Source organism: Cupriavidus sp. UBA2010 (assembly GCF_002335265.1).
In the GTDB taxonomy this organism is placed as follows: Bacteria; Pseudomonadota; Gammaproteobacteria; order Burkholderiales; family Burkholderiaceae; genus Cupriavidus; species Cupriavidus metallidurans.
In genome coordinates this window covers 160,808-173,739 of sequence record NZ_DDCI01000033.1, presented here as the reverse complement: position 1 = coordinate 173,739, position 12,932 = coordinate 160,808, and the positions used below count along the sequence as shown (strand labels likewise).

General features: G+C 64.3%; 11 protein-coding genes. 6 read left to right on the top strand and 5 right to left on the bottom strand.

Translation table 11 applies throughout. The annotated features are described in order from the left end of the window. Positions 1-33: 33 nt before the first annotated feature. From ubiA to recG, 5 genes are all read right to left on the bottom strand, one after another. Positions 34-918 (bottom strand): 4-hydroxybenzoate octaprenyltransferase, encoded by an 885-nt coding sequence (gene ubiA / locus B2246_RS24570; RefSeq protein WP_035884654.1) that lies wholly within the window; start codon positions 916-918, stop codon positions 34-36. A gap of 114 nt (positions 919-1,032) precedes the next feature. Then, complete coding sequence (locus B2246_RS24565; protein WP_008641932.1) at positions 1,033-1,518, bottom strand: Dps family protein; 486 nt, start codon at positions 1,516-1,518, stop codon at positions 1,033-1,035. An 85-nt stretch (positions 1,519-1,603) separates the two neighbouring features. Then, positions 1,604-1,795, bottom strand: coding sequence for a hypothetical protein (locus B2246_RS24560; RefSeq protein ID WP_035884653.1), 192 nt, complete (start codon positions 1,793-1,795; stop codon positions 1,604-1,606). 191 nt (positions 1,796-1,986) lie between these two features. Continuing rightward, positions 1,987-2,943 (bottom strand): LysR substrate-binding domain-containing protein, encoded by a 957-nt coding sequence (locus B2246_RS24555; protein WP_008641927.1) that lies wholly within the window; start codon positions 2,941-2,943, stop codon positions 1,987-1,989. A gap of 120 nt (positions 2,944-3,063) precedes the next feature. Then, positions 3,064-5,223, bottom strand: coding sequence for an ATP-dependent DNA helicase RecG (gene recG, locus B2246_RS24550; RefSeq protein WP_035884673.1), 2,160 nt, complete (start codon positions 5,221-5,223; stop codon positions 3,064-3,066). Positions 5,224-5,384: 161 nt separating this feature from the next. Here recG and queA point away from each other — a divergent pair, with 161 nt between their 5' ends. The 6 genes from queA to B2246_RS24520 all read left to right on the top strand — a co-directional run bounded on the left by queA (position 5,385) and on the right by B2246_RS24520 (position 12,751). Beyond that, positions 5,385-6,446: a tRNA preQ1(34) S-adenosylmethionine ribosyltransferase-isomerase QueA gene (gene queA, locus B2246_RS24545; protein ID WP_008641922.1), complete on the top strand. Its 1,062-nt coding sequence runs from the start codon at positions 5,385-5,387 to the stop codon at positions 6,444-6,446. A 19-nt stretch (positions 6,447-6,465) separates the two neighbouring features. Beyond that, positions 6,466-7,596: a tRNA guanosine(34) transglycosylase Tgt gene (gene tgt / locus B2246_RS24540; protein WP_008641921.1), complete on the top strand. Its 1,131-nt coding sequence runs from the start codon at positions 6,466-6,468 to the stop codon at positions 7,594-7,596. A gap of 219 nt (positions 7,597-7,815) precedes the next feature. Next, complete coding sequence (gene yajC / locus B2246_RS24535; protein ID WP_008641919.1) at positions 7,816-8,142, top strand: preprotein translocase subunit YajC; 327 nt, start codon at positions 7,816-7,818, stop codon at positions 8,140-8,142. Positions 8,143-8,346: 204 nt separating this feature from the next. Beyond that, on the top strand, positions 8,347-10,212 hold the full coding sequence (gene secD / locus B2246_RS24530) for a protein translocase subunit SecD (RefSeq protein ID WP_035884672.1): 1,866 nt from the start codon (positions 8,347-8,349) through the stop codon (positions 10,210-10,212). A 24-nt stretch (positions 10,213-10,236) separates the two neighbouring features. Continuing rightward, positions 10,237-11,211: a protein translocase subunit SecF gene (secF, locus tag B2246_RS24525; RefSeq protein WP_008641917.1), complete on the top strand. Its 975-nt coding sequence runs from the start codon at positions 10,237-10,239 to the stop codon at positions 11,209-11,211. Between the two features lie 289 nt (positions 11,212-11,500). Then, entirely contained in the window at positions 11,501-12,751 is a 1,251-nt protein-coding gene (locus tag B2246_RS24520; protein ID WP_035884651.1) for a CaiB/BaiF CoA transferase family protein, read from the top strand. Positions 12,752-12,932 lie beyond the last annotated feature (181 nt).

Sequence of the window (12,932 nt, the reverse complement as noted above, 5' to 3'; positions counted from 1 at the left end):
TCCAAGAAAAAACCGGGGCCTGGCCCCGGTTTTTTACTTCAGCAGGTACACCACGAACGTCCCGGCGAACACGCAGGCACCCAGCCAGTTGTTGTGGCGGAAGGCCGCGAAACACTTCATGCGGTCGCGCTCGCGAATCAGCGTGTAGTGATAGCCCGCCATCCCCGCGGCTGCCACCAGGCCGGCATAGTACGGCCAGCCCAGTCCGAGCAGCGATCCGGCCCAGGCCATCAAACCCAGGAAGGCGGCGTAGCAGATCATGATCGCGGCCACGTCGAACCGGCCAAACGTGATCGCCGACGTCTTCATGCCCAGCAGCAGGTCGTCATCGCGATCGACCATCGCGTATGCGGTGTCATAGGCAATCGCCCAGAACACGTTGGCCAGCAGCATCAGCCAGGCCACGAACGGCACCTGATCCTGGATCGCCGCGAAGGCCATCGGGATGCCGAAGCCGAATGCGATGCCCAGGTACGCTTGCGGGATCGCGAAAAACCGCTTGAAGAACGGATAGGTTCCCGCCAGGACGGCGGCCACCACGGCCAGCCATTTGGTCAGCGAATTCAATGGCAGTATCAGCGCCAGCGCGATCAGCGCCAGCACAGCCGCCACGGCCAGCGCCTCCCAGCTGGCAATCAGCCCGGCGGTCAACGGCCGCTCCTTCGTGCGTTTCACGTGCTTGTCGAAATCGCGGTCGGCCCAGTCGTTCATGGCACAACCGGCCGAACGCATCAGGAACGTGCCGGCAAAGAAGATCCAGAACAGGGTCCATCCCGGCGGCCCGCCGGCGGCCATCCACATGGCCCAGAGCGTGGGCCATAGCAGCAGCAGCGTGCCAATCGGCTTGTCGATGCGAACCAGGCGCGCGTACAGCGCCAGACGGCTCGGGTGGGCGGGGGCGGTGGAGGGATGGGACATGGCGGCGTACTTCTGGCAAGACTCAAACAAAAACGCGCCGCGGCCAGTTGGGCCGTGACGCGTTGGCCCGGTTGCCGCAAGCGACGTGGCAACCGGTGACTGGCATGACGGGGATCAGGCCAGCAGCGAACGCAGCATCCACGCGGTCTTCTCGTGCGTCTGCATGCGCTGGGTCAGCAGGTCCGCCGACGGTTCGTCGCCAGCGGCATCGATCGCCGGGAACAGCGAGCGCGCGGTGCGCACCACGGCTTCCTGGCCTTCCACGAGCTTGCGGATCATCTCGGTGGCTTCGGGCACGCCCTCTTCCTCGGCGATCGAGGACAGCTTGGCGTATTCCTTGTAGGTGCCCGGGGCCGGATAGCCCAGTGCGCGGATACGCTCGGCGATTGCGTCCACGGCCAGCGCCAGCTCGTTGTACTGCGTCTCGAACATCAGATGCAGCGTGTTGAACATCGGACCCGTCACGTTCCAGTGGAAGTTGTGGGTCTTGAGGTAGAGGGTGTACGTATCGGCCAGCAACTTGCAAAGGCCTTCCGCGATCTTCTTGCGGTCCTTGTCCGAGATACCGATGTTCACGCTCATCTCATTCTTCTTTGCCATGGTCGTTCAGCTCCATTTAGTTCAAGCCACGAGGATTGGCGCCCCAATGTGACGCGGGCGGACAGTGGCCATTATCGCACCAGGACTACGCCACAAGGGAAGAAAGCCCCCTTGCGGCATCGAGGAACATCGCCATCGCGCCGAGCGCGACGATTGCCATGCCAATTTCCTTGCGTACCACCTTGCGGCGCAGGCGAGAGGCTTCACCACGGCCAGCATCGCGCACTTGTGCGCGGAGTTGGCGGAAGCCTGATACGAAAAGATTGAGCATTGCCATGATGTCACTCCGTAGTCCATCGAGTTTCTGGACGGGTTCCCGGGACCCGATGGAAGAAGTGTATTAGACGGCTATTGGTTCGGCTATTCGATAAATCTCATATATCGAATAGCCGGTACCTATGCTTGCGGAAGGGATATGCCCGGCGGTCGGGCCGGGATGGGCCGGGATGGGCCGGGATGGGATGGGATTCAGGCCGCGACTGCCTCGACCGTCTCCGTGTCGCCGAGCCTGCGCACGCCGGGCAGTTCGCACGCGGTCACCGCGTTGGCCAGCGCTTCCATCGCGGGAAGCCGCGTAAAGCTCTTGCGCCAGGCCAGCACCACGCGGCGGTCCGGCACGGGCTCGGCGAACGGCACGTAGGACAGCATGTCGTTGTGCGGCTTGAGATCGGGCACCGAGGTGCGCGGCAGCACGGTGATACCGACGCCGCTGGCCACCATATGGCGGATGGTCTCGAGCGACGAACCTTCGAACGTCTTCTGGATGCCGTCGGCCGCCTGCGAGAAGCGCGACAGTTCCGGACACACGCTCAGCACGTGATCGCGGAAACAATGGCCGCTGCCGAGCAGCAGCATGGTCTGCTGCTTCAGTTCGTCCGGATCCACCTTGGTCTGCTGGGAAAGCTGGTGTCCGCGCGGCACGGCCACCACGAACGGCTCGTCATACAGCGGACGCACCGTCAGGCCGGAGTCCGGGAACGGCTCGGCCATGATCGCGCAGTCGATTTCGCCCTGCTTGAGCAGTTCGATCAGCTTGTTCGTGTAGTTCTCCTGCAGCATCAGCGGCATCTGCGGCACGGTCTCGATCATCTGCTTGACCAGTGCCGGCAGCAGGTACGGCCCGATCGTGTAGATCACGCCCAAACGCAGCGGCCCGGCCAGCGGGTCCTTGCCCTGCTTGGCGATCTCACGAATCGCCATGGTCTGCTCAAGCACACGCTGCGCCTGCGCGACGATCTGCTCGCCGATGGCCGTCACCGACACCTCGGAGGTGCCCCGCTCAAAGATCTGCACGGTCAGCTCGTCCTCCAGCTTCTTGATGGCGACCGACAGGGTCGGCTGCGACACGAAGCAGGCCTCGGCAGCCCGGCCGAAATGGCGCTCGCGCGCCACGGCGACGATGTACTTGAGTTCGGTGAGCGTCATGATTAATCAATTCCGGTTAGGCGATAGATTTTAGCTTCGATTCCCGTCCTTGTCAGATCGACAGACAAAAGGAATTTATTCGCCACTTTCAGGCATCTCCAATATGGCGAAGGCACGACATCAGGCCTTCAGGAAGTGCTCCCGGCCACCCAGCCAGCGAGACAGATGCGCCTCCACCGCTTCCGGGTACCGCTCCAGCATCAGCTCGGCCGCCTCCTGGGCGTAGTCGACGAGCCAGGCATCGGTTTCGAGATCGGCGAATCGCAGCATCGCTTCGCCCGACTGCCGGGCACCCAGGAATTCACCAGGGCCGCGAATCTGCAGGTCGCGCCGTGCGATCTCGAAGCCGTCGGTGGTTTCGCGCATCGTCGCCAGCCGCTCGCGCGCCGTGGGCGACAGCGGCGCCTGGTACATCAGCAGGCAGACCGACTCGGCGCTTCCCCGACCAACGCGCCCCCTTAACTGGTGGAGTTGCGCCAGCCCGAAACGTTCGGCGTGTTCGATCACCATTAGCGATGCATTGGGAACATCGACGCCCACTTCGATCACGGTGGTGGCCACCAGCACCTGCAGCCGGTTGGTGGTGAAATCGTCCATCACGGCGGCCTTCTCGGCCGGTGGCAGCCGCCCGTGAACCAGCCCGACACGCAGATCTGGCAGCGCCGCAACCAGCGTTTCGTACGTCTCGACTGCCGTCTGGAGCTGCAGCGCCTCGCTTTCCTCGATCAGCGGACACACCCAGTAGACCTGGCGCCCTTCGGCGGCCGCATGGTGCACGCGCTCGATCACCTCGTCGCGGCGCGCGTCATTGACCAGCCGCGTGACGATTGGCGTGCGGCCGGGCGGCAATTCGTCGATCACCGACACATCGAGGTCGGCGTAGTAGGTCATCGCCAGCGTGCGCGGGATCGGCGTGGCCGACATCATGAGCTGGTGCGGCACCACTTTTTCCTCCGCCGGACGCGCCGGCTCGCCCGGCTGCTCCGCTTCTCCGGCCTTGCCGCGCAGCGCCAGCCGCTGGGCAACGCCGAAGCGATGCTGCTCATCGACCACGGCCAAGCCGAGCCGGGCGAACCGGACGGTGTCCTGGATCAGCGCATGGGTGCCGATCACTAGCTTCGCCTCGCCCGATTCGGCGCGCGCCACGGCCTCGCGCTTCTCCTTTGCCTTCAGACTGCCCGCCAACCAGACCACCGGCACGCCAAGCGGTTCGAGCCATGCGGACAACTTGCGGAAATGCTGCTCGGCCAGGATTTCGGTCGGCGCCATCAACGCGGCCTGATAGCCGGCGTCGATCGCCTGGCACGCGGCCAGCGCGGCCACGATCGTCTTGCCGCTGCCCACGTCGCCCTGAAGCAGACGATGCATGGGGTGCGGACGGGTCATGTCGGCGGCGATTTCCTCGACCACCCGCTGCTGCGCGCCCGTCAGGCGGAACGGCAGCGCACCAAGGAAGCTGGTCAACAAGCCCCCCGCACGACGCGGCATCGACGGCGCGTTCTTCTCCTTGCGCGCGGCCTGCGAGCGGCGCAGCGAAATCTGTTGCGCGAGCAGTTCATCGAACTTGATCCGCACCCACGCCGGATGCGAGCGATCGGCCAGCGCGGCCTCGCTTTCCTGCTGTGGCGGGTTGTGCAGCAGGCGCAGGCAATCGATCAGCGGCGGCAGCTTCAACTGCGCCAACGGCCCGCGCAGCACCGCCTGGGGCAGGGTTTCCGGCATCGGCGTGCGCTGCATCGCCCCGCCGATGGCCTTGCGCAGGTAGGCCTGCGAAATCCCGGCGGTGGCCGGATAGACCGGCGTCAGGCGGTCCGGCAACGGCTCGCCCGGCGCCACCGCCCGCACGGTTGGATGGACCATCTCGGCGCCGAAGAAGCCGCCGCGAATCTCGCCGCGCACGCGCAGGCGCGTGCCTTCGGCCATCTGCTTGGTCTGGCTGCCGTAGAAATTGAGGAAACGCAGCGTCAGTTCGCCGGTTTCATCGGCCACCTTCACCACAAGCTGGCGGCGCGGGCGGAACGTCACCTCGTTCGAGATCACTTCGCCCTCGATCTGCGCTGGCAGGCCAATGCCCGCGCGGTGGATCGCGTCCCGGATCGGCTCGAGCGTGGTTTCGTCCTCGTAGCGGAGCGGCAGGTGCAGCACCAGGTCGACGCTGCGTCGCAGGCCGAGCTTGGCCAGCCGCGCCGCGGCCGTAGACGGCTTGGCATCGGCAGCCTTGGCGGGTTTCCTGGCGGCGGAGGCGGGTTCGTCGATCGGTTCGGTGGCGGAGCCTGGCATCAGCGCGGGAATATGGGCGGCAACATGGGCAAGCAGGCGAAGCCTGGCGCCCAAGCCTTACAATGTCGGATTCGCCGATTTTACCCATGCCGTACCGATCACCGCGGTAGCACGCTCACAAAGCTTGCCGCCGTGCACGGTTTTGGCCGTTGTATCCAGCCATGTTGACCCTGTCCGATTTCGATTTTCCGCTGCCGCCCGAACTGATCGCGCAGTCCGCCCTGCCTGACCGCAGCGCCAGCCGCCTGCTGGTGGTGGAGCGGACCGCCCCGGAGGACACCGCCGAGGCGGTGCGGCTGGTCGACCGCGCCTTCAGCGACATCCTTGAATACCTGAATCCGGACGACCTGCTCGTGTTCAACGACACGCGCGTGATCAAGGCCCGTTTTTTCGGCCACAAGCCGAGCGGCGGCCGGATCGAAGTGCTGGTGGAACGGGTGGTCGATACCCACACGGTGCTGGCCCAGGTGCGCGCGTCGAAGACGCCTGCCGAGGGCAGCCTGCTGCACCTGGCGGATGACGCCTTCGCAGTGACCGTGGGCCCCCGCGTCGACCAGTTCTTCACCCTGCGCTTTCCCGAGCCCGCGCTCGACCTGATCGAACGTTTCGGCCGCCTGCCGCTGCCGCCGTACATTACGCACGACCCCGACGCCTACGACGAAACGCGCTACCAGACCGTCTACGCGCGCAACCCGGGCGCCGTGGCCGCGCCCACCGCCGGATTGCACTTCGACGACGCCCTGTTCGCCCGGCTGGACGCCGCCGGCATCCGCCGCGCCTTCCTGACGCTGCACGTTGGCGCGGGCACGTTCCAGCCCGTGCGTACCGAAAACCTGTCCGAGCACAAGATGCATTCGGAGTGGTATGCCATCTCGCCCGAACTGGCGGATGCCGTGCGCGAAACCCGCGCGCGTGGCGGACGCGTGATCGCCGTCGGCACCACGTCGCTGCGCGCGCTGGAATCGGCCGCCGCCGAAGATGGCACGCTGGAGGCGGGCAGCGGCGATACCGACATCTTTATCACGCCCGGCTACGCCTTCCGCATCGTCGACGCGCTGATTACCAACTTCCATCTGCCCAAGTCCACGCTGCTGATGCTGGTCTCCGCGCTGGCCGGCGTGGAGGCGATTCGCGACGCCTACCGCCATGCCGTGGACGCGCGCTACCGTTTCTTCAGCTACGGCGACGCCATGCTGCTCACCCGCCGCGACCGCCGCGACTGACCGCCCCCGAGAACACACCATGCTCAATTTCGAACTGCTGACCACTGATGGCAACGCCCGCCGTGGCCGCGTCACGCTGAACCACGGCGTCGTGGAAACGCCGATCTTCATGCCCGTGGGCACCTACGGGTCGGTCAAGGCGATGTCGCCGCTCGAACTCAACGAGATCGGCGCGCAAATCATCCTCGGCAATACGTTCCATCTGTGGCTGCGCCCGGGGCTCGACGTCGTTGACACCCACGCCGGCCTGCACAAGTTCATCGGCTGGGACAAGCCGATCCTGACCGATTCGGGCGGCTTTCAGGTGTTTTCGCTAGGAGAACTGCGCAAGATCACCGAGGAAGGCGTCACGTTCGCATCGCCGGTGAATGGCGACAAGCTGTTCCTGTCGCCCGAGATCTCGATGCAGATCCAGCGCACGCTGAACTCGGACATCGTGATGCAGTTCGACGAGTGCACGCCGTACGAGATCGACGGCCGCCCCGCCACGCACGACGAGGCCGCCCGCTCCATGCGGATGAGCCTGCGCTGGGCCAAGCGTTCGCGCGACGAGTTCGACCATCTGGCCAATCCCAACGCGCTGTTCGGCATCGTGCAGGGCGGCATGTTCGAGGACCTGCGCGACGAATCACTGGCGGGCCTGTCGGAACTGGACTTCCATGGTTACGCGATCGGCGGCCTGTCGGTTGGTGAGCCAAAGGAAGACATGATGCGGGTGCTGGAGCATGTGGGCCCCCGCTTGCCGGCGCACAAGCCGCACTATCTGATGGGCGTTGGCACGCCCGAGGACCTGGTGGCCGGTGTGGCGCACGGCGTCGACATGTTCGACTGCGTGATGCCGACCCGCAATGCCCGCAACGGCTGGCTGTTCACGCGCTTTGGTGACGTGAAGATCCGCAACGCGGCGCACCGCAACGACCCGCGCCCGCTGGACGAACAATGCGGCTGCTACACCTGCCGCAACTTCTCCCGGGCCTACCTGCACCACCTGCACCGTGTGGGCGAGATCCTTGGTGCGCGCCTGAACACGATCCACAACCTCTATTACTACCTGGAACTGATGCGCGAGATGCGCACGGCCATCGAGGAGCACCGCTTCGAGGCATTCCGCCGCCAGTTCGCCGAAAATCGCGCGCGCGGCACACGCTGAGTGTCTCTCTGGCCAGGCCGGCTGAGAACTTTCGGCGCGGCCAAGGTCGAATAGCTGGCCTGAAATCGGCCGCTTCGGGGTGGCTTTCCGCATCCTCCGCAAAGTACGCGGAACGCACCCCGAACAAACCCGCAATTCGCCCTAGAATGCCAAGGCGGGACAATGACCGGGTGATAGAATGCCCGATTCCCTGAATGAACTTTGTGACGGAGAAGTAACGTGTTTATCTCTAACGCTTTTGCCCAGACTGCTGGTATCGGCGGCGGCGCCGGTGGCCTGATGAGCTTTCTGCCGATCATCCTGATGTTCGCGGTGCTGTGGTTCATCATGATCCGCCCGCAGATGAAGCGCCAGAAGGAAGCCAAGGCGATGATGGAAGCGCTGGCCAAGAACGACGAAGTCGTGACGGCAGGCGGCATCCTGGGCCGTGTCACCAAGGTCAACGAGAACTATGTGACCCTGGAAGTGGCCGAAGGTACGGAAATCACCGTGCAGAAGAATGCGGTGACCAATGTGCTGCCGAAGGGCTCGCTGAAGTCGCTCTGATCCGGCACGTTTTCCGCCTGAATCAGGCATGGACGTGGCGCGCGACGCCTCCGACCATGCCCTGCGCAGCCGCCTGAATCCGCACAGGGGTCCCGTCCGGACCCTCCTACGGGTTGCCAGGCGGCTGTTTGCCAACCGGTCCGGCCGATCCGGCGCGCGATGCGCGCGATTATCGACCACGCCAACCGCAATGACTGGCCAACGATGAATCGTTATCCGATTTGGAAATACATCGTGATTCTGGTGGCTCTGGCCATCGGCATCACCTACACCCTGCCGAACTTCTTCGGCGAGGCGCCCGCCGTCCAGGTATCGTCGGCCAAGGCCACGGTCAAGGTCGACCTGTCCATGCAGAAGCATGTCGAGGAGATCCTGGCGCAGAACCAGTTGCAGCCTGATGGGGTGTTCTTCGACGTGTCCGGCCAGTCCGGCTCGGTCAAGGCGCGCTTCCGCACCACTGACGAGCAGCTCAAGGCCAAGGACGTGCTGTCGCGCTCGCTGAATCCCGACGCGAACGATGCGACCTACGTCGTGGCGCTGAACCTGTTGTCCGGTTCGCCGCACTGGCTGACCGCGCTGCACGCGCTGCCCATGTACCTGGGTCTGGATCTGCGCGGTGGCGTGCACTTCCTGCTGCAGGTGGACATGAAGGGCGCCGTCGACAAGAAGCTCGACAGCCTGGCCGGCGATGCGCGCACGCTGCTGCGCGACAAGAACATCCGCCACGGCGGCATTGACCGTGACGGCGAGCGCCTGACGGTGCGCTTCAGCAATGGTGACGACGCGGAACGCGCGCGCGGCATCCTGGCCGACAACCTGCGCGAGCTGGCCTTCACGATGGACGGCACGAACATCGTCGGCACGTTCACGGAAGCCGCCCGCAAGACCGTGCAGGACGGCGCCGTCAAGCAGAACATCACCACCCTGCACAATCGTGTGAACGAACTTGGCGTGGCAGAGCCGGTGATCCAGCAGCAAGGCTCCGACCGCATTGTGGTGCAGTTGCCGGGCGTGCAGGACACCGCCAAGGCCAAGGACATTATCGGCCGTACCGCCACGCTCGAAGCGCGCCTGGCCGACCCGGACGTGCGCAACCCGCGCCCGGGTGACCCCGTGCCGTTCGGCGACGAGCTGTTCACGCAAGGCAACAGCGCCCCGGTGCTGCTGCGCAAGCAGGTGATCTTCACCGGCGACCGCATCGAAAGCGCCTCGGCCGGTTTCGACCAGAACCAGCGCCCGTCCGTCAACATCAAGCTCGATGCCCAGGGCGGCCGCATGCTGCGTGACGTGTCGCGGGAGAACATTGGCAAGCCGATGGGCATCGTCCTGTTCGAAAAGGGCAAGGGCGAAGTGCTGACCGTGGCGACGATCCAGTCCGAGCTTGGCTCGAGCTTCCAGATCACCGGTTCTTACTCGACCGAAGCCGCCAACGACCTGGCCCTGCTGCTGCGCGCCGGCTCGCTGGCCGCCCCGATGGAAATCATCGAGGAGCGCACAATCGGCCCGTCGCTGGGTGCGGACAACATCCAGAAGGGCTTTGACTCGGTGGCCTACGGCTTCGCCGCAATCGCCGTCTTCATGGTGCTGTACTACATGCTGTTCGGCGTGTTCTCCGTGATCGCGCTGGGCGTGAACCTGCTGCTGCTGGTGGCGGTGCTGTCGATGCTGCAGGCCACGCTGACGCTACCTGGCATCGCCGCTATCGCGCTGGTGCTCGGCATGGCCATCGACGCGAACGTGCTGATCAACGAGCGGATCCGCGAGGAACTGCGCGCGGGCGCATCACCGCAGATGTCGATCGCCATTGGCTTTGAGCGTGCCTGGGCCACGATTCTCGACTCGAACGTGACCACGCTGATCGCTGGCCTGGCGCTGCTGGCCTTTGGCTCGGGCCCGGTGCGCGGCTTTGCCGTGGTGCACTGCCTGGGCATCCTGACCTCGATGTTCTCGGCGGTGTTCTTCAACCGCGGCCTGGTCAACCTTTGGTACGGCCGCAAGAAGAAGCTCCAGGGCCTGGCCATCGGTCAGATCTGGAAGCCGGACACCACCGACACCCCGGTCGCCAAGTAAGCCAGGACACATCAGGAACCCATCATGGAATTTTTCCGCATCAAGCGCGACATTCCGTTCATGAAGCACGCGTTGATCTTCAACGTGGTGTCCTTCCTGACGTTTGCCGCCGCTGTTTTCTTCCTCTGGCACAAGGGCCTGCACCTGTCGATCGAGTTCACCGGCGGCACGGTGATGGAGGTCAACTACCAGCAGGCCGTCGATCTCGAGAAGGTTCGTGGCCAGGTCAGCAAGCTCGGCTACTCCGATGTACAGGTGCAGAACTTCGGCACCTCGCGCGATGTGATGATCCGTCTGCCGCTCCAGAAGGGGCCGGACGGCAAGCAGGTGACCTCTGCGCAGCAGAGCGAGCAGGTCATGGGCGCGCTGACGGCGGCCTCGCCTGACGTCAAGCTGCAGCGCGTGGAGTTCGTCGGCCCGCAGGTGGGCAAGGAACTGGCCACGGACGGCCTGTTGGCGCTGCTATGCGTGGTGGCCGGTATCGTGATCTACCTGTCGTTCCGCTTCGAATGGAAGTTCGCGGTCGCCGGTATCATCGCCAACCTGCACGACGTGGTGATCATCCTGGGCTTCTTCGCCTTCTTCCAGTGGGAGTTCTCGCTCTCGGTGCTGGCGGCGATCCTGGCGGTGCTGGGCTACTCCGTGAACGAGTCCGTGGTGATTTTCGACCGGATCCGCGAAGCCTTCCGCAAGTACCGCAAGATGTCCACGCATGAAGTCATCGACCACGCGATCACCAGCACGATGTCGCGGACCATCATCACTCACGGCTCGACCGAAATGATGGTGCTGTCGATGTTCTTCTTCGGCGGCCCGACGCTGCACTACTTCGCCCTGGCCCTGACGGTGGGTATTCTGTTTGGTATCTACTCGTCGGTGTTCGTGGCCGCGGCGCTGGCGATGTGGCTCGGCGTGAAACGCGAAGACCTCGTCAAGGGCGACAAGAAAGGCGGCGACGCAACCGACCGCAATGACCCGAACTTCGGCGCGCAAGCTTGACGCGGCGCTTGGGTTGAAAGAAAAAGGCACCTTCGGGTGCCTTTTTCGTTTGACGAGAGATCCGGGACCGCAATCCCCATTGGTACCCTTGGCTGAAAGCGCTGCGCGGGGTAACGAATACGCCAGCAAACCCGCCCTTGGTTTAAGCACTGTCAAATCAGATTGGACATTGCGTCAATCACCATTGTGATTGTTCTAATTATTTATGCGGGCAAGAATGTCCGATTAACCACAAGCAGATGATCGCCACATCACGGCATCCGTGAATGGCGGAGGCAGGAGACAAGCCATGCAGCAGACCATTGAACCATCCAAGGACACCGAACTGCCTCTCGATGGCGTGCGGGTACTTGACCTGTCCCGCGTCTTCGCAGGTCCGTTGTGCGGGCAAGTCCTGGCCGATTTCGGTGCCGAGGTGGTCAAGGTGGAACATCCCGGCCGTGGCGATGACACCCGTGATTGGGGGATGCGCATCGGCAAGACGGAGACAACCTACTACAACAGCATGAACCGCAACAAGCGGTCCATCACGCTGGATCTGCAGAGGAAGGAAGGCGTGCAGATCGTCTACGAATTGCTGCCGAAGTTCGACGTCGTCATCCACAACTTCAAGACGGGCGGCGCCGAGAAGCTGGGCCTGGGCTACGAGCAGCTCAAGGCCATCAAGCCCGATCTCATCTACTGCGCCATTTCTGGATACGACACCAGCGGCCCGGAAGCGAAACGCCCCGGCTACGACCTCGTCATCCAGGGCGAGGCCGGCCTCATGGCGCTCAATGGCGAGGCCGATCAGCCGCCGCTGAAATTCGGCGTCGCGGTCGTCGACCTCATGACCGGCATGTATGCGGCGCAAGCCGTACTGGCCGCCCTCTTCCGCCGCGAGCGAAAGGGCCTTGGCCAGCTGATCGAGATGGCGCTGTACGACTGCGGCGTGATGGTGACGGGCTACTACGGCCTGGATGCCATGCTGCTGGGGCGCGACCCGGCACGCTATGGGAACGCCCATCCGTCCATCGTGCCCTATGGCATGTTCGAGGCTGCCGATGGTCCTCTGATCATCGCGGTCGGAAACAACAACCAGTTCGACAAGTTCTGCCGCCAGGTCATCGAGCGCCCCGATATCGTCGAGGATCCGCGCTACGCCACGAACGTCGAGCGCGCGAAGAACCGCGTCACTCTGACACCGCTGATCACGGGTCTGATCCATGAGTTTCCCCGCGACCTTCTGCTGGAACGCATGACCGCTTGCGGCATCCCGTGCGGCAGGGTGGCTGGGCTGCACGAGGCACTGACCAGCGAACGGACTCGCAGGGGTGGGCTGCTGCGTGAGATGCCGCATCCGGTGGCAGGCACGACGCATGTGTTTGCGCCGCCGTACCGTCTGGACGGAAAGCGCCCGCCGATTCGCAATGCACCGCCGACGCTTGGCGAGGGCACGCGCGCGGTATTGCAGAGTCTTCTGAATATGAGTGACGCGCAACTGCAGGAGCTGCAGGCGCTCGGCGTTCTCACGCTGCCCGAGGCACCTGCCAACTCCTGAGTCCTCTCCGCCCGCCGACATGGTCCGCGCAGGACCGCCCGGCGAGGGGGACAGGCTTTGGAAGCCGTTTCAAGACGATTCCGGCGTCGTTGCGGGGCCTTGCCGTACTACTTGTACCGTCTGCGGCCCCGCGCCTAGCCAGAACCGCTTCGCTTCATCTTGAAACAGCGTCTTGGCTAGA

Coding starts and splice junctions, on each gene's coding strand:
- queA (WP_008641922.1), top strand. CDS start 5,385: ATGTTGACCCTGTCCGATTTCGATTTTCCGCTGCCGCCCGAACTGATC.
- B2246_RS24565 (WP_008641932.1), bottom strand. CDS start 1,518: ATGGCAAAGAAGAATGAGATGAGCGTGAACATCGGTATCTCGGACAAG.
- B2246_RS24555 (WP_008641927.1), bottom strand. CDS start 2,943: ATGACGCTCACCGAACTCAAGTACATCGTCGCCGTGGCGCGCGAGCGC.
- B2246_RS24560 (WP_035884653.1), bottom strand. CDS start 1,795: ATGGCAATGCTCAATCTTTTCGTATCAGGCTTCCGCCAACTCCGCGCA.
- B2246_RS24520 (WP_035884651.1), top strand. CDS start 11,501: ATGCAGCAGACCATTGAACCATCCAAGGACACCGAACTGCCTCTCGAT.
- ubiA (WP_035884654.1), bottom strand. CDS start 918: ATGTCCCATCCCTCCACCGCCCCCGCCCACCCGAGCCGTCTGGCGCTG.
- secF (WP_008641917.1), top strand. CDS start 10,237: ATGGAATTTTTCCGCATCAAGCGCGACATTCCGTTCATGAAGCACGCG.
- secD (WP_035884672.1), top strand. CDS start 8,347: ATGAATCGTTATCCGATTTGGAAATACATCGTGATTCTGGTGGCTCTG.
- tgt (WP_008641921.1), top strand. CDS start 6,466: ATGCTCAATTTCGAACTGCTGACCACTGATGGCAACGCCCGCCGTGGC.
- recG (WP_035884673.1), bottom strand. CDS start 5,223: ATGCCAGGCTCCGCCACCGAACCGATCGACGAACCCGCCTCCGCCGCC.